The sequence below is a fragment of the Piscibacillus sp. B03 genome (assembly GCF_052246295.1).
In the GTDB taxonomy this organism is placed as follows: domain Bacteria; phylum Bacillota; class Bacilli; order Bacillales; family Alkalibacillaceae; genus Piscibacillus.
Map to the genome: position 1 here is coordinate 112524 of NZ_JBQQCO010000003.1, position 15180 is coordinate 127703.

At 39.2% G+C, this 15180-nt stretch carries 21 protein-coding genes, 1 pseudogene, 1 riboswitch and 1 other annotated feature; of the genes and pseudogenes, 11 read left to right on the top strand and 11 right to left on the bottom strand.

Annotated elements, in window-relative coordinates; all coding sequences use genetic code 11:
- Nucleotides 1-6: 6 nt before the first annotated feature.
- Entirely contained in the window at nt 7-303 is a 297-nt protein-coding gene (locus ACTWQB_RS03510) for a metal-sensing transcriptional repressor (protein WP_443137874.1), read from the bottom strand.
- A gap of 220 nt (nt 304-523) precedes the next feature.
- On the bottom strand, nt 524-733 hold the full coding sequence (copZ, locus tag ACTWQB_RS03515) for a copper chaperone CopZ (RefSeq protein ID WP_443137797.1): 210 nt from the start codon (nt 731-733) through the stop codon (nt 524-526).
- 203 nt (nt 734-936) lie between these two features.
- Between copZ and ACTWQB_RS03520 the strand changes: the two genes are divergently transcribed.
- Nucleotides 937-1473, top strand: coding sequence for a hypothetical protein (locus ACTWQB_RS03520; protein WP_443137798.1), 537 nt, complete (start codon nt 937-939; stop codon nt 1471-1473).
- 30 nt (nt 1474-1503) lie between these two features.
- Nucleotides 1504-1677 carry a hypothetical protein gene (locus ACTWQB_RS03525; RefSeq protein ID WP_443137799.1) on the top strand — a complete coding sequence of 58 codons (174 nt, stop codon included), beginning with the start codon at nt 1504-1506 and terminating at the stop codon, nt 1675-1677.
- A gap of 144 nt (nt 1678-1821) precedes the next feature.
- Here the strand turns inward: ACTWQB_RS03525 and ACTWQB_RS03530 are convergent, their stop codons facing one another.
- From ACTWQB_RS03530 to ACTWQB_RS03550, 5 genes are all read right to left on the bottom strand, one after another.
- On the bottom strand, nt 1822-2466 hold the full coding sequence (locus tag ACTWQB_RS03530; RefSeq protein WP_443137800.1) for a permease prefix domain 1-containing protein: 645 nt from the start codon (nt 2464-2466) through the stop codon (nt 1822-1824).
- Nucleotides 2456-2806 carry a PadR family transcriptional regulator gene (locus ACTWQB_RS03535; protein WP_443137801.1) on the bottom strand — a complete coding sequence of 117 codons (351 nt, stop codon included), beginning with the start codon at nt 2804-2806 and terminating at the stop codon, nt 2456-2458. Before ACTWQB_RS03535 ends, ACTWQB_RS03530 begins: the two co-directional genes overlap by 11 nt.
- 232 nt (nt 2807-3038) lie before the next feature.
- Nucleotides 3039-3116 (bottom strand): putative holin-like toxin, encoded by a 78-nt coding sequence (locus tag ACTWQB_RS03540; RefSeq protein ID WP_377327574.1) that lies wholly within the window; start codon nt 3114-3116, stop codon nt 3039-3041.
- A gap of 105 nt (nt 3117-3221) precedes the next feature.
- Nucleotides 3222-3860, bottom strand: coding sequence for an HD domain-containing protein (locus ACTWQB_RS03545; protein WP_443137802.1), 639 nt, complete (start codon nt 3858-3860; stop codon nt 3222-3224).
- A gap of 104 nt (nt 3861-3964) precedes the next feature.
- A riboswitch (TPP riboswitch) is annotated at nt 3965-4069 on the top strand.
- A gap of 81 nt (nt 4070-4150) precedes the next feature.
- On the bottom strand, nt 4151-4324 hold the full coding sequence (locus tag ACTWQB_RS03550; protein WP_443137803.1) for a hypothetical protein: 174 nt from the start codon (nt 4322-4324) through the stop codon (nt 4151-4153).
- Nucleotides 4325-4435: 111 nt separating this feature from the next.
- Here ACTWQB_RS03550 and ACTWQB_RS03555 point away from each other — a divergent pair, with 111 nt between their 5' ends.
- From ACTWQB_RS03555 to ACTWQB_RS03570, 4 genes are read left to right on the top strand one after another with little or no spacing between them, the layout of a single operon-like run.
- A complete protein-coding gene (locus tag ACTWQB_RS03555) occupies nt 4436-5023 on the top strand; it encodes a YkoF family thiamine/hydroxymethylpyrimidine-binding protein (protein ID WP_443137804.1) in 588 nt (195 codons plus the stop codon).
- Between the two features lie 15 nt (nt 5024-5038).
- Nucleotides 5039-5644 carry an ECF transporter S component gene (locus ACTWQB_RS03560; protein WP_443137805.1) on the top strand — a complete coding sequence of 202 codons (606 nt, stop codon included), beginning with the start codon at nt 5039-5041 and terminating at the stop codon, nt 5642-5644.
- Entirely contained in the window at nt 5628-7205 is a 1578-nt protein-coding gene (locus ACTWQB_RS03565) for an ABC transporter ATP-binding protein (protein WP_443137875.1), read from the top strand. The genes ACTWQB_RS03560 and ACTWQB_RS03565 overlap by 17 nt, the downstream gene beginning before the upstream one ends.
- Nucleotides 7189-7968, top strand: coding sequence for an energy-coupling factor transporter transmembrane component T family protein (locus ACTWQB_RS03570; RefSeq protein WP_443137806.1), 780 nt, complete (start codon nt 7189-7191; stop codon nt 7966-7968). The genes ACTWQB_RS03565 and ACTWQB_RS03570 overlap by 17 nt, the downstream gene beginning before the upstream one ends.
- Before the next feature lie 60 nt (nt 7969-8028).
- Here ACTWQB_RS03570 and ACTWQB_RS03575 read toward each other — a convergent pair whose 3' ends face one another.
- From ACTWQB_RS03575 to ACTWQB_RS03585, 3 genes and pseudogenes are all read right to left on the bottom strand, one after another.
- The gene (locus ACTWQB_RS03575) at nt 8029-8676 is read right to left on the bottom strand and encodes a class I SAM-dependent methyltransferase (protein WP_443137807.1); all 648 of its coding nucleotides are present in this window, start codon (nt 8674-8676) and stop codon (nt 8029-8031) included.
- Nucleotides 8677-8826: 150 nt separating this feature from the next.
- Nucleotides 8827-9174 carry a nuclear transport factor 2 family protein gene (locus ACTWQB_RS03580; protein WP_443137808.1) on the bottom strand — a complete coding sequence of 116 codons (348 nt, stop codon included), beginning with the start codon at nt 9172-9174 and terminating at the stop codon, nt 8827-8829.
- Nucleotides 9175-9176: 2 nt separating this feature from the next.
- A pseudogene (locus ACTWQB_RS03585) lies at nt 9177-10131 on the bottom strand (threonine ammonia-lyase).
- Nucleotides 10132-10305: 174 nt separating this feature from the next.
- On the opposite strand from ACTWQB_RS03585, the gene qoxA reads away from it, so the two are divergent.
- The 4 genes from qoxA to qoxD are packed head-to-tail and all read left to right on the top strand — an operon-like array spanning nt 10306 to nt 14066.
- Nucleotides 10306-11238: a cytochrome aa3 quinol oxidase subunit II gene (qoxA, locus tag ACTWQB_RS03590; RefSeq protein ID WP_443137809.1), complete on the top strand. Its 933-nt coding sequence runs from the start codon at nt 10306-10308 to the stop codon at nt 11236-11238.
- Nucleotides 11228-13180, top strand: coding sequence for a cytochrome aa3 quinol oxidase subunit I (gene qoxB / locus ACTWQB_RS03595; RefSeq protein ID WP_443137876.1), 1953 nt, complete (start codon nt 11228-11230; stop codon nt 13178-13180). Before qoxA ends, qoxB begins: the two co-directional genes overlap by 11 nt.
- Nucleotides 13164-13766, top strand: a complete 603-nt coding sequence (qoxC, locus tag ACTWQB_RS03600) for a cytochrome aa3 quinol oxidase subunit III (RefSeq protein ID WP_443137810.1) — start codon at nt 13164-13166, stop codon at nt 13764-13766. Before qoxB ends, qoxC begins: the two co-directional genes overlap by 17 nt.
- Nucleotides 13767-14066 (top strand): cytochrome aa3 quinol oxidase subunit IV, encoded by a 300-nt coding sequence (gene qoxD / locus ACTWQB_RS03605; RefSeq protein ID WP_443137811.1) that lies wholly within the window; start codon nt 13767-13769, stop codon nt 14064-14066. It begins immediately after the preceding gene.
- Between the two features lie 46 nt (nt 14067-14112).
- Here the strand turns inward: qoxD and ACTWQB_RS03610 are convergent, their stop codons facing one another.
- The gene (locus ACTWQB_RS03610; protein ID WP_443137812.1) at nt 14113-14385 is read right to left on the bottom strand and encodes a hypothetical protein; all 273 of its coding nucleotides are present in this window, start codon (nt 14383-14385) and stop codon (nt 14113-14115) included.
- A 146-nt stretch (nt 14386-14531) separates the two neighbouring features.
- On the opposite strand from ACTWQB_RS03610, the gene ACTWQB_RS03615 reads away from it, so the two are divergent.
- Nucleotides 14532-14741 (top strand): hypothetical protein, encoded by a 210-nt coding sequence (locus ACTWQB_RS03615; RefSeq protein WP_443137813.1) that lies wholly within the window; start codon nt 14532-14534, stop codon nt 14739-14741.
- 92 nt (nt 14742-14833) lie between these two features.
- Nucleotides 14834-15086 (top strand) — a binding site (T-box leader).
- Nucleotides 15087-15180: the final 94 nt, after the last annotated feature.

The following is a 15180-nucleotide window of genomic DNA, read 5'->3' on the forward strand; positions in this document are numbered from 1 at the left end:
CCTCCTTTATTTTGAGTACTGCTTGATGACTTTCATGAGTTCATCCATATATTCATCACCATTACCTTCTTTAACCGCGTTCGTCACACACATCTTGGCATGGCGCTCTAACATTTGATACCCAACTTTATCTAGAGCAGCTTGAACTGCAGAGATTTGCACCAACACATCGACACAATAGCGATCGTCTTCTACCATCTTTTGCAAGCCTCTAACTTGACCTTCAATTCTTTTCAACCGATTCGTTATACCCTCTTTTTCTGAATTCGTTCGAGGTACAACAGGTTCATCTTGATTCACCATTTTAACGTCTTTTTGGTCCACTTTTTTCACCTCTCAATTAATACACTATACCCCCCTAATGTATTTTGTCAACAAAAAGAAGGTGTTATATTTAAAATAGGCTATTTTATTAATACAAAAACTAAACTTATGATACATTTTTTAAAATATATATAACCATTAGTTTGTTTATAAATCGAGCTATAAAAGATCCCCGCTCTATTTGAACGGGGAATACCAATTAAGCTACAACATCGTAGCCTTGTTCGTCGATTGCTTCCTTAAGCTGATCAACTGAAACTTTTGAGTCATCATATTTAACGTCAACTTTACCTTCACCTAGGTTAACGTTTACTCCTGATACACCATCTAATTCATTTAATGCACCTTCAACTGAAGATACACAATGTCCGCATGACATACCTTGAACCGTCAGTGTTACCTCTTTCATGATTATGACCCCTTTCTTAAATTGTCTGACTTTAATATATCATACCCCCGAAAGGTATTCAATGTTAGTGCTCAAAAAAACTTTTAATTCTTAATCATAAAATCAACTTGTCTATATGATACCCACTCAAAGTATTTTTATCATAAACATGAAGACAAGCGTATATCTTAGTAGAGTAATGAATATTTAAGGAGGCACACTTAATGAGTGTAGTCGTATTTTCAAGTGTAATTATAATAATTAATCTGTTAACCATTCTAATTTTTATACATCCATCCGGCAAACAGATGGAGTCTATGATTACAACAATGGTACTTACATCTTCTACAGGGTTATCAATTGGTTTCCTTGCATGGGTGTGGTTTGGTGGTCAACCCATAGTTGCAACATTATTAGCCATTGGACTTTCCGCTTTAGTTGGCATGTTGATTGGCATGAAGTTCGGAGTGAAATGTCAGGTTGAGGGGTTTTTCTCTGGTTTAATGGCGTCGATGATGGGGATCATGCTCATTATGATGTTTGACAAGCAAGATGGTCTCTTCCTACTCATGACTGGATTAGCTTTTTTAGTAGGGATTACTGTTTTTTCTATTGCCAAGCAGCACGAGTTAAAGTATTCATTACTATCAGTGTTATGCATTTCCATTACTTTGGTATTTTTTCTATTTCCTAAAGAAGTTATTAATCAACCTTACCAGCATGAACACCATAGTCAAATTATTCTCACTTTGCTAACATAGATACAAGAATCTCTAGAGAGGGGGAGATTAATGAATATGGGTGGCGTTTCGTTTATTGGAATATTCTTATCTTTGATACCGATTGTACTCACAATTTTGGTCATCATATGGATTTTGCAGATAAGAGATTATAATCATAAGCAAGTGGAACAAAACAAGCGTATTATAGAACTACTCGAAAAACAAAATAATCATATTACATAAAGGCTTCCAGCGGAACTGGAAGCCTTTTTTCATTTATAAGACATTCTTTAGAATTTATGAGACACGAATTTTGTCGAAAAAGGGTATTCAACTCGATTTATGAGACATAGAAGTTATAGGACATTGAATCCAAAATTTGAGACATTACTTCGTACGATCGGCTTTATTCGTTAACATTAACGTAACTAATAAGCCAATCCCGATGACAAGGAAGATCGTGCTTGATGAAAAAGCAATAAACATTTCACCCGTTGCAAGGCCAGACGTCACCCCAACAAAAGCTCCGAATAGCAAGACTCCTACGGCTAATGCATATAACACAGCACGAACTTGGTTCATCGCATATTTTTGAGCTGTTTCTCTAGCTAATATTGAGTAGGTTAAAATCGCTCCACCAATAACGATAAAGATACTCGTTCCGGACTTAGCTGGTCCTGGAACATCCATGAAATTCATACTAATAGTCATCAGAATACCAAACAAAATCAGCATAACGCTAATAACGATGCCACCTGTTGAAATTCGATTTGTCATCGAACTATACACCTCTCCTCTAGCCTCTTCGCGTCCTGCTTCACGCATATCATCAACTAATCCACTTAAATCACCCATTGACACTTTCGCTTCTCTAAAAGCTTCTTCATCTGACATCCCTAGTTTTTGATAGTCTTTAATTCGTTCATGCATATTGGTGATTAACTCTTGTTTTAAATCGAATAATTGCTGACTTTTACCGACATCCTTAAATAAATCATCAACATATTTTCTAACTTCTTCATTAAGATTCATTGGAATCCCCTCCTGTAATTAACTGATCTAACACATCTTTGGCAAAAAGCCATTCTTCTTTGTTTTGTTCATATTTTTTTAGACCTTCTTCAGTTATTCGATAATACTTACGACGTCCACCTTGCGTTTCATCGCCCCAATAGGATGTGATTAAATCATCCTTTTGCAATCGCCTGAATGCCGTATATAACGTGGCTTCTTTTAACTCATACTGTTGTTGGCTTAATTCAATAATCTTCTTGTAAATTTCATAACCATAACTATCGCCTTGTCTTAAAATGTTTAAGATAATCGTGACGGTATGCCCACGAATAAGGTCTGTTGATATGTTTGAACTCATTTTACTTCGCCTCCTGAATTATATCATAATACATATTACTGTGTGTGTCAAAGTAATACGTTAAACAAGTTAACTTTTTTTCATAAATGGTTATAATATATTTAACAGTTCTGTATAAAATAAAAATAACCGTTGGTGCAATCACACCAACGGTTACGTACAATAGCCCTTCTACGGGGCGGCTCGCTTTTAGAATCGTAACGACCCTAACGCTGACCAGGCACGAGGGTGGTTACTTTTTTTCTGACAGGATTAATGCCACCAATGATCCAAACGCAAGCATGATCATCATGGCTTCATACACCGTCATAGGCCTCACCCCCTTCTCATAGGAATAGGGGCGAGCCACCACCCTAAAAGCCTTATTGTACAATGTCTAGTCTACCCATCTTGGGTATGTTTTAGAATGCATCCTCTACTTTTCTCCTTCCCACTCTAAATAAAACTGATCTAAGTAATTTAACATGAATAAATGTCGTTGTTCTGCCATTTGATACCCTGTCTTGGTATTCATTAAATCTTTCAAGTTAAAAAGTTTTTCGTAAAAATGATTTATCGCTGTCCCATCACGCTTACTATATTCTTCTTTTGTCATACCCTCTCGAGGTTCCTCACCCGGGTGATGAATTAAGTTACCCTTTGATCCCGCATAAGTAAAACAACGAGCAATTCCAATAGCACCAATTGCATCCAATCGATCAGCATCTTGTACGACTTTTGCCTCTAAGCTAGTGAGCTCGGGGCCATGTCCTCCTTTATAGGAGATTGACTGAATGATGCTTAATATCTCTTTGCATTGATTTGAATCCACATCGACTTGATCCAACCACTGGTTAACTCGTTTTAAGCCTGCTTCTTCTGACTCATTTAATTTTTCATCCGCTAAATCATGTAAAAGAGCAGCCATTGTACAAATAAATGGATTGGCTCCCTCTTCTTCTGAAAGTCGCTCAGCCATTTTTGTGACGCGTTCAATGTGCCACCAATCGTGGCCTGTTCCTTCATTTTCAAGTTCTTTTTTTACAAATTCCTTCGTAAGATTTATAGGGTCCATATGTAACCCCTCCTTTATCTGTACATTAAATACTAAATGATTTTTTTAACTTTACAAATTATTTTTACATGTTATATTTTAAGTGTAAGAAAACTGCATAACCGAAGCAACACTAGGGGAGCTGCGAGTGAGTGGCTGAGAGGGCAATTGCCCGACCCTTGGAACCCGATCTAGATAATACTAGCGTGGGGAAGTGTAGGAGACTGTCTTAAAGTACAGGTGAAATTCGTACAGGTCAACTGCATTCCCACGGGAGTGCAGTTTTTTTATTATGCTTTGTTAATGGTGTTTTACTTTTGTGAATCGCTATCGGTGGACGCTTTCCGCGGGCACGGCTTCAACTTTCTTTGAATAAAGGATGCTCGGCTAAGTTCGCAACGTCCTGCGCCTGCGATTACTCGGCGCAAACTTAAGCCAAGTAGTAATGCAAGTAGCATTTGTTGCAACGCCGAACTGACCCACATCCTGTGGCCCCTCAGCTCGTGCTGTTCCCGCAGGAGTCGCCACCTTCGCTCTTCACAAAACAACACAGTCACCTTTACAAAGCTAAATATAAAAAATAGGAGGAGATTTTCATGACAAATCAATGCGGAACAAGCCGTATTGCGGGGTGCCAGTTCACCCTCTACCCTATGAGCGACAAATTCGTCGACATTATTTTATCAGCCTTAGAAGAAGTCGACACATCAAAGGTTTGGAAGGATACCGATGATGTAAGCACGTGCATTCGCGGAAAAATGGTTCACATTTTTGATGTGACGGAGGCTATTTTCTTACATGCAGCGAAAACGGGTGAGCATGTTGCAATGAGTGGGACGTTTTCCATTGGTTGCCCAGGGGACTCATCTGGAGATGTTTATATGGATGAAACGGATGAGCCACAGAACCAAGCAAATCTTCAAGACATTAATCAAGAAGCTGGATGTAAGTTTTCGCTATACCCAATGGGACGCGAGGATTATATGGAACAAATCATGAATCAAATTGATCTATCCAAAGAGCGTGGCGTGAAAGTCAGCGCATCTCATTATGCCACTCGATTAGATGGAGATGTAAAAAATATTTTTAAAACATTGCACGAATCATTTGATCAAGTTCAACAAGTCGTGTCACACGTGACCATGACTTTTACGATTTCGGCAAATAGCCCATCCAACCGATAAAGGAGTGTCTGAGAAATGAATCAATGGAAACTTAAAGAAATTGTTTTAATGTCGATTTTAGGTGTCGTTTTTGGGTTTATTTATTTAGCGTTTTTTGGCGTTGGAAAAGTTCTGTATAGCTTTTTTGCTCCGTTCGGTCTAGCTGACATGGGGTATGAAGTGATTTATGGAATTTGGTTTATTGTTTCTGTTATTGCGGCTTATATTATAAGAAAGCCAGGTGCTGCTTTTATGGCGGAAATGGTAGCCGCATTAGTGGAAGTTTTAGCAGGTTCCACAACAGGACCCCAGCTCCTCATTTCTGGTGCGATTCAAGGTCTAGGGGCTGAGCTTGTGTTCGCATTAACTCGTTGGAAGGATTACCGACTTCGCATTCTAATGTTATCAGGGGTTGGGGCGGCTTGTTTAAGCTTCCCATACCACTTCTTCGCAGGTGGATTTGACGCTTATGCAGACTGGGTTGTCGTTTTACTATTTGTAACACGCATCATCAGTGCCATTATCATTACTGGTTTATTAGGTAAATTTATTAGTGATCAACTTGCTAAAACAGGTGTGCTACGTGGTTATGCATTAGGAAGAGAAATGCAGCAAAGAAAACGTGATGATCATGTCGCCTAACCCATTAATTGAATTAATAAATTTCTCCTTTTCTTTTGAAGAACAAGAAAAGCCGGTGATTCACGATCTTAGTATGACCATTAATGAAGGGGATTCGATTTTATTAATGGGAGCAAGCGGCTCAGGTAAAAGTACTCTCGCCTTATGCTTAAATGGTTTATACCCTGAGGCAATTGAGGGATATGCTTCTGGAGAACTTTTCTTTAAAGGGACAAATTTTGTTGAGTTTGAAAAAGGTGAACTGAACCAGCGTATTGGTATCGTTTTTCAAGATCCTGAGAGTCAGTTTTGTATGATTAAAGTTGAAGACGAATTAGCCTTTACATTGGAAAACCTCTCTATCCCTCGTCATGAGATGGTGCGTAAAATTAATCATGTTCTTAACCTTGTTGGGATGTCAGATTTTAAACACAGTAAAATTCATGAGTTATCTGGAGGTCAAAAACAAAAGATTGCTCTTGCGGCAGTCCTTTTAATGGAACCAGAACTTCTGATTTTAGACGAGCCAACTGCCAATCTTGATCCAGTTTCGAGCATGGAGTTCATTGAGTTAATCGGAGAACTTCAACAAACTATTAATATGAGCCTGGTGGTCATTGAACATCAAGCTGACGACTGGATTGAGTTGATCAATCGCGTGATTATCCTTAATAAAGATGGAGAATTGAAGATTGATGACAAACCAGAGTCTGTTTTTCGTGAGCATAAAGAGACATTAAAAAATGAGGGTCTTTTTTTGCCAAAACCATATGATGATGTGTATAAACAAAAACCGTTACCTTCTGTTGTGCCAAACACACAACCTTGCATGACGGTTGAAGGCGTATCATTTTCTCGAAAAAAGAAAAAAGTGCTTACCAATATCTCGCTTGATATTCACACTGGTGAGTTGGTCGCGATTGTTGGTCAGAATGGTGCAGGGAAATCGACGTTACTACAGCTTATGTCAAGACTACTCAAACCTGATGAAGGTAGAATTTCTTTGTTGGATCGACCACTTGATGACTGGAATGAGAAAGACCTTCGTAAGCGAACTGGCTTCGTCTTTCAAAACCCAGAGCATCAATTTATTACAGATACCGTCTACGATGAATTGTCTTTTGGAATGAAGTTAAATGATCAGTCGGAAGACGACATTAAGAAGATCGTTCATCAGCTATTAGATACATTCCACTTAACTAATCATAAATGGAACAATCCATTTTCTTTAAGTGGCGGGCAAAAACGTCGTCTAAGTGTTGCGACTATGTTGGATGAAACACCTGATTTACTTTTATTTGATGAACCAACGTTTGGTCAGGATGCTTACACAACACTTGAACTGATGAACCTCATCATTAACCTAAAACGTAAAGGTACAGCTATCGCGATGATTACGCATGATATGGAATTAGTCGACCAATATGCTGATCGAGTGATTGTTCTAAATGAAGGAAAAGTTGCGCTAGACGGAAAGCCAGATGATTTATGGTCGAACGATCACCTGTTAACCCAAGCGCGATTACGAAAACCTTATCGTATTGAAAGAAATGAGGTGGATTCTGTTGGTATCCTCCATTAATCCAAGTGTCAAAATGATTGCAATCGTTATACCGGGACTAGTGCTAAGCTTAGCATTCGATGTGATGACACCTCTTGTGTTTTTTGTATTTTTATTGATTGTGACGTTGTTTTTCTCAGGCATACGACTTAAAAAATGGCTTATGTTCTTTATCCCCCTATCGTTATTTTCGTTAGGGTTAGCATGGACATCCATGCTTCACACAGATGAAAAATATGCTGGAGGGGAGTTGTTCGTTAACTTTTGGTGGATTGAAATCACAACAGGAAGTTTACAAGTAGGGATCAGCCTAGCATTAAGGTCGATGTGTTTCATCGCACTCACTCTACTATTCGCACTCACAACCGACCCAACGAAATTAATGCTTAGTATGATGCAACAATTAAAGCTTCCACCTAAACTGACTTATGGGATTTTAGCAGGATATCGATTTTTACCGTTATTTAAACACGAACTCGATTTATTACGTCAAGCACATCAGATTAGAGGTGTGAGCAGAACGAAAGGAATTAAAGGACGAATTCAGCGTTTCAAACGCTATATGATTCCGTTATTGGCTAACGCCATTCGGAAATCAGAACGCGTCGCCAATGCAATGGAATCAAAAGGATTTACTGGTAGTCGGGACCGGACACATTATCATGATATAAGGATTCAGAAACGAGATTGGGTGTTCCTGGCATCCATGGTCAGTGCACTAGCTCTAGCATTCTATCTATCTTACACGTTCGGTTATCTAAATATTTTTGGAAGAACCTTTTAGATTGAAAAAACGCGTCCGCGGACGCGTTTTTCCTTTTGGGTATCGGTCGGTTTTTGAGATTTATCGGTCACTTTCTGAAGTTGACTTTTGTGCAATGACTGCCCAATGATAAGGTCCCGTTTGCACCCAACGAACACCTTTGAAGTTAGCACTTCTAAGCACTTGATCCAGCTCGCCGACTATTGGATAATCTTCTGTTTCATCCCAGTACTTTCCTATAGATTGACGACCATCTTCTACAGCCTGAGCTGAAGCAAACATAATATCCAGAATCAAGAGCGTTCCATCTTCAGTTAATAAATTATGGGCAGTTTCTAAAGCTTGTTCTCTCTCAATTGGATCTACTTCATGAAAGCAAAAACTAGACACGATATAATCAAAAGTTAGCCCGTCTATATTAGGGGCTGTAAACGTTCCAACTTGCAGATGATATTGTGGGTGTTTTTCCTGACATTGTTCAATCATCCCTTCAGAAATGTCAACACCCCATACTTCTGTATCTTTATTGCTAAGAAGATTTGCAAATGCACCCGTTCCAATGCCAATATCTAATAACCTAGCATTATCTTTTACAGATAAAATCTCTTTAGCAAAAGCAAGACTCTCTTGGTAACCCAACAATGGACCAGAAGCATTTTCTAAAAACTCATCGTACGATGTAGCCCATTCATTAAATAATTCTTTCGTTTCCTTTGATGACCTTAACAATATATTTTCCTCCACTTTGATTATAATCTGAAAAACTTCTTACCTGTTTCATGGCGTTCACTCCTCTTTATTAATTAAATCTACCATAATAGATTAATAGCTATAATTCAATTTATAAGATAAAAAGTCATCCGCAGTGAATGCGGATGACTACCTTGTCACCGTCCCTTGGTGGAAGAACATTTGCCACTTCCCGTTGTATTCTCGCCAGATTGAACTTCTTAATGAGTACTGTTCTGTCTGTTCATTAAAAACTTTATAGGTTACATGAGCGACGTCAGCTGCCAGCTGCGTCATATCAAAGTTAGACAGTTGATAGACAACATGCCTTTCATGATTGTCACCTTTAAAAGCCGCTAATTGGTCTTCTTTATTATAGGTATTTCCAGAAGACCCGTACTCAAAAAAGTCTTCGGCTAATAACTCTTCAAAATCCTCTTTCTGCTTTAACAACAGTTGTTCCTCTAACCCTTTTAAGTATTTTTTTAAATCAGTCATATTTACTCCCCCGTCTTCACTAATAATTCTCCGAGCTTACTTAAGTCGACATTACCTCCTGAGATGATGCAAACGACTTTCTCACCTTGAATGCCTAGGTCTCTGTACATAGCAGCCGCTACAGTCGTTGCACTTGATGGTTCAATGAGCTGCTTCATTCGTTCCATCACAAAGCTCATAGCATACCTAATCTCATCATCCGTTACTAAGACGAGCTCATCCAAGTAAGTTTGTAATATAGGAAACGTTAAATCTCCTGGTTGGGTCGTTCTTAATCCGTCTGCAATTGTTTGGTCTGTTCCGTCCACAGGTGTAATCACGCCTTTTTCTAAAGAAACTTGCGTATCGTTTCCGAGTTCGGGTTCAACACCAATCACTTGAACACTAGGCTTTTTTTCTTTTATAGCTGTTAATACACCTGAGCTTAAACCTCCCCCACCAACTGGAACGATGACCGTATCTACATCCTTCTAAAATCTCTAATCCTACTGTTCCTTGACCTGCAATGATATCGGGGTGATCATAAGGTGGGATGAAGACCCCATCTAGCTCCTCTGCTAACTCTTTGGCACGAGGTATTCTTTCTTCTGAAGTCGTTCCGCAATATTCAATGGACCCACTGTACTGTTTGATCGCATTAACTTTACTTTCATTCGCATCAGTTGGAACAACAATGGTAGCTGGAATTTCAAGTTGGTTTGCAATGTAGGCAACAGCCTGACCATGATTGCCTGATGATGCAGCTGTCACAAACTTTGCGCCTTCTTCTTTCGCCTGGATAACCCGATTCGTTGCCCCTCGAATTTTAAATGAACCCGTTGTTTGTAAGTGTTCTGATTTTAAAAAAACTTGAGCTTCAACTTTTTCTGACAGCTGGTGTGATTTTAAGATAGGTGTGGTTTTGATAAGATCTATAATGCTCCCTCGTGCTCGCAAAATATCCTCTAATTGAACCATCGACTGCACCCTTCACTTAAGTTTCTTTATAATTTGGCCTTTTGAACATATTATGTCAACTCTTCAACAATATTGTGATGTTTATTTAACAAAAGAGTAAACCATATTTAAACGTGGTATAGCAACTATATACAATAGAGGAAAATTCGAAGCAAAGTCTTGGAGTGATTGCTCATGAAATATAAGAAAGTTTTATTACTGTTATTATCGGGTGTGGTTTTACTCTTAAGTGGGTGCAGTGAATTAACTGTCTTAGACCCTAAAGGTCCTGTTGGGCAAAGCCAAAAGGATCTCATTGTTTATTCTCTATGGTTTATGTTAGGGATTGTCGTGGTCGTTTTTGTACTCTTCGGATACATGATCATAAAATATCGTGACTATCCTGGACGTGGAGACAAAGATTATGACCCAAATATCCATGGAAGTTTGAAAATAGAAATTTTATGGACGGCAATACCTTTAATTATCGTGACGTTATTGTCTATTCCAACAGTTGAAACCCTTTTTGATTTAGAAAAACCACCTGAATCATCAAGTGATCAAGAACCACTTGTAATACATGCAACGTCAGCAGATTGGAAATGGTTTTTTAGCTATCCTGAACAAAATATTGAAACGGTTAACTACTTACACATACCTACAAATCGAGCTATTGAGTTCCGATTAACGTCAGCCGACTCAATGGCTGCGTTATGGATTCCTGCCCTTGGAGGTCAAAAGTATAATATGGCAGGTATGGAAACCGTCCTCTACCTTCAAGCGGATGAAGAAGGCGTTTATGACGGGCGAAACTCTAACTTCACAGGTGAGGGTTTTTCATTACAAACATTTGAAGTCCATGCAGAAAATGAAGAGAACTTTAATGCTTGGGTAGAGGACATTCAGTCGAATGAGCCTAAATTAACGCAAGAGCAATATAACAAACTATTAGAACCTGGCATTGTCGGTGAGATGGCGTTTTCTAATACTCATTTAGATTGGGTAGATCACAGCACGATGATGGATAGCGATTATGCTATACAGCAACATTTAGGTGCTTATGACAAACACCTTCACATCAAAAGTTTGACTGAATACGAGGAAGAAGGTGACGATGATGAGTCTTGATGAGTTTTTCGTAACTGGAGAACCTTTAATCTATGCGGGAATGGTTGCGATTGTATTAGTGACTAGTGCCATTATTTTTCTACTAACCTATTTTAAAAAATGGGGATGGTTATGGCGAGAATGGCTTACAACCGTTGATCATAAGAAAATTGGGATTATGTATATCTTAAGTGCCCTTGCCATGTTATTCCGAGGTGGGGTTGATGCACTGATGATGCGTGTTCAGCTAGCCTTCCCTGACTTAAACTTTTTGAACACACAGCACTACAATGAAATTTTTACAACGCATGGAACGGTGATGATTATATTCATGGCCATGCCGTTTTTAATCGGACTAATGAATATCATTGTGCCGCTTCAAATCGGTGCACGTGACTTTGCGTTTCCGTATGTTAATGCGCTTAGTTTCTGGTCATTCTTTTTTGGTGCGCTACTCTTTAACATTTCGTTTGTCATTGGTGGTTCACCGGATGCAGGTTGGACCAGTTATACACCATTAGCTGGTGCAGCAATGAATCCAGGACCTGGTCAAAATTTTTATCTATTAGGATTACAGTTATCAGGTATTGGTACCTTAGCAACCGGAATCAACTTAATGGTCACGATTCTCAAAATGAGAGCACCTGGCATGAAGCTATTCCAGATGCCAATTTTTACTTGGTCGACACTCGTCACTTCGTTCATTATCATATTTGCGTTTCCAATCTTAACGGTTGCGTTAGCATTCATGACGATTGATCGAATCTTTGGCTCACAATTTTTCACATTAACGGGTGAAGGGTTGCCAATGATGTGGGCAAACCTCTTTTGGATGTGGGGTCACCCAGAAGTTTATATCGTGATTTTACCAGCATTCGGGATCTTTTCAGAAGTCATCGCCACATTTGCTAAGAAACGACTATTTGGTTATAAAGCCATGGTATGGTCGATGATTCTCATTGCTGGGTTAAGCTTCTTAGTATGGGTTCACCACTTTTTTACAATGGGAGCTGGCGCCTTCGTCAACTCGGTATTCTCAGTTTCTACGATGTTAATTGCTGTGCCGACAGGGGTTAAGATTTTTAACTGGCTCGGTACACTCTATAAATCCAAGATTCAATTTACAACACCAATGATGTGGGCATTAGCCTTTATCCCAAGCTTTGTGATTGGTGGTGTCACAGGGGTCATGCTAGGTATGGCTGCCGCAGACTATCAATTCCATAATTCGTATTTCTTAATTGCTCACTTTCACTATGTATTAATTGCTGGTACCGTGTTTGCTTGTTTTGCAGGACTGGAATACTGGTATCCGAAAATGTTCGGTCATAAATTGAACGAAAAATTTGGCAAACTAAGCTTTTGGTTATTTGTAATTGGTTTTCATGTAACCTTCTTCCCTCAGTATTTCTTAGGGTTAGACGGAATGCCACGCAGGATTTTTGACACTGGACCTGAGTGGTTCACACTTAACTTTGTTTCGACCATTGGTGCATTCGGAATGGGACTAGGCTTTGCGATCTTTGTCTTTAATATCTATTACAGCTATCAAACTAGTAAACGTGAAACAACTGGTGATTCATGGGATGGTCGTACACTTGAATGGGCAACACCTACGCCAATTCCACATTATAACTTTGCAACTCTACCAACGATTAGAGACATAGATGCATTTATCGACATGAAGGAACGTGGCGAAACGACTTTTGATCAATCAAAATTAGAACCTATTCACATGCCGAATAACACAGGACAGCCGTTTATCATGATGGCCCTCCTGTTTATGTCTAGTTTTGCATTAGTGTTTGAATGGATTACATTGTCCGTGTTGTTCTTAATAGGCGTGTTAGTTATGATGGTCGTTCGCTCGTTTGATGAAGACGAAGGCCACCATGTTGAGGTAGAAGAAATTAAAGAAACTGAACGTCAATTGAGGGGGGTAGATCATGGAAGCAAAATTTAAAGATGCCCCATTAGAATATCAAACTGAGCATAGTCAAATGAGTATACTAGGCTTCTGGATTTTCCTAGCAGCAGAGGTTGTGTTATTTTCAACCTTATTTGCCACCTATGCCGTGATGTTTGGTCGAACAGCTGATGCTCCATTACCAATTGAATTGTTTGAATTAGATATTGTTCTTGTCATGACGTTCTTGCTGTTAACAAGTAGTTTTACGTGTGGAGTTGCGATTCATCAGATGCGCCAAGGTTCGGCAAAAGGTTTGATTACTTGGTTGATTATTACTCTATTATTAGGGCTTGGATTCTTAGGTTTTGAAATCTATGAATTTATTCATTACACGCATGAAGGTGCAACATTACCTTCTAGTGCCTATTGGTCTAGCTTTTACATTCTAGCTGGAACGCACGGGTTACACGTGACTTTAGGAATTGGTTGGGCGATCCTCCTCATCATACAATTGTTTAAAAAGGGGCTCACGCATGTTACGAGTCGAAAAGTGTTTATTATTAGTTTGTATTGGCACTTTTTAGATGTGATTTGGATTTTCATTTTCACAGGTGTTTATCTAATTGGGATGGTGATTTAAATGGCAAACCACGCTAAAAAAATACCAACACAGCATATCATTGGATTTGTCTTATCACTTGTTTTAACAGTGATCGCAGCTTGGACAGCAGTTGGTTCAGACTTATCAACAAATTGGATCATTATAATTATTATGCTACTTGCGGTTATTCAGGCAGGTATTCAATTAATCATGTTTATGCACATCGTTGAACGCGAGAGTCAAAACGGACATGTCCCTTGGAATATGATGTTTCATGGATTTGTCGCCGCAGCGATTGTTGTGGCAGGATCATTATTTGTGATGGTCTATGCATTCTAATAAATATCAAAAATCCCTCATCTCAGTGAATACTGAAATGAGGGATTTAATAACTTAAAGTTGTTTTTTCTGAAGCTTTTACTTCGCGGATAATAAACATAATCCACGCGACTTCGGCTAAAAGAAAACTTAGATAGAAAGATGACCAAGTTAATGAGAACATACCTGGATTAATCCCGAGCAAATGTGTATTGATCGCATACAACCACATGCCCATGACTAAAATAGTTTGCACGCCAGCAAGCCATCTTTTATTTAATTGGTAAAACAAATACGGTGCAACGCTTGCTAAAATCATGAACATTAAAGCAACACCCATCTGACTCACCTCCGTACTGTATCTTTATGTCCATTGTAACAAATCATCCACAACTTTGACACAAAAAAGACATTTTTAATTATTTTTGATATACGAAATAAAAGTCATTCCGCTTTAGCGAGATCTCAGCCCACTTCGGCGAGATCATGCTCCGCTTTGGCGAAATCTCAGCCTACTTCGGCGAGATCATGCTCTACTTCGGCGAAATCTCACCCCACTTCGGCGAGATCATGCTCCGCTTCGGCGAAATCTCACCCCACTTCGGCGAGATCTCACTCCACTTCGGCGAGATCATGCTCCACTTTAGCGAGAACAGCGCCATTTCGGTTCATTTAAATGGATTTTCATTATACTAATACTTCAAATTGCTGAATATAATTAAGTACATAAAAAAAGTCTTGACATTTTTTCTGTACCGTCATATGATAGTCAATAACAAATTTACAACGGTTCGGCGTTGATGAAGAGGAGTACTTTTACAGAATTCTTCAGAGAGCTAGTGGTTGGTGTGAACTAGCGTAGGACGTGAAAGGAATGGACTTCTGAGCCTCTAGCCCAACGTAACTAAACAGTTATTAGTATGGCTAGCGAAAGTCTCATCGTTATAAGAGACACGTATTCAAGCAACTCGCTTCGATACGACTAAAGTGGACTGTTCAAGCAGTCAACGAAGGTGGCACCACGGGTTTCCCGTCCTTTATGAGGATGGGGAACCCTTTTTTATTTGGGTAAAGAAAAGTGGTGCAAGCGTTACAGGCAAGCGAAGGTGGCGACTCCTGCGGGAACAGCACGAGC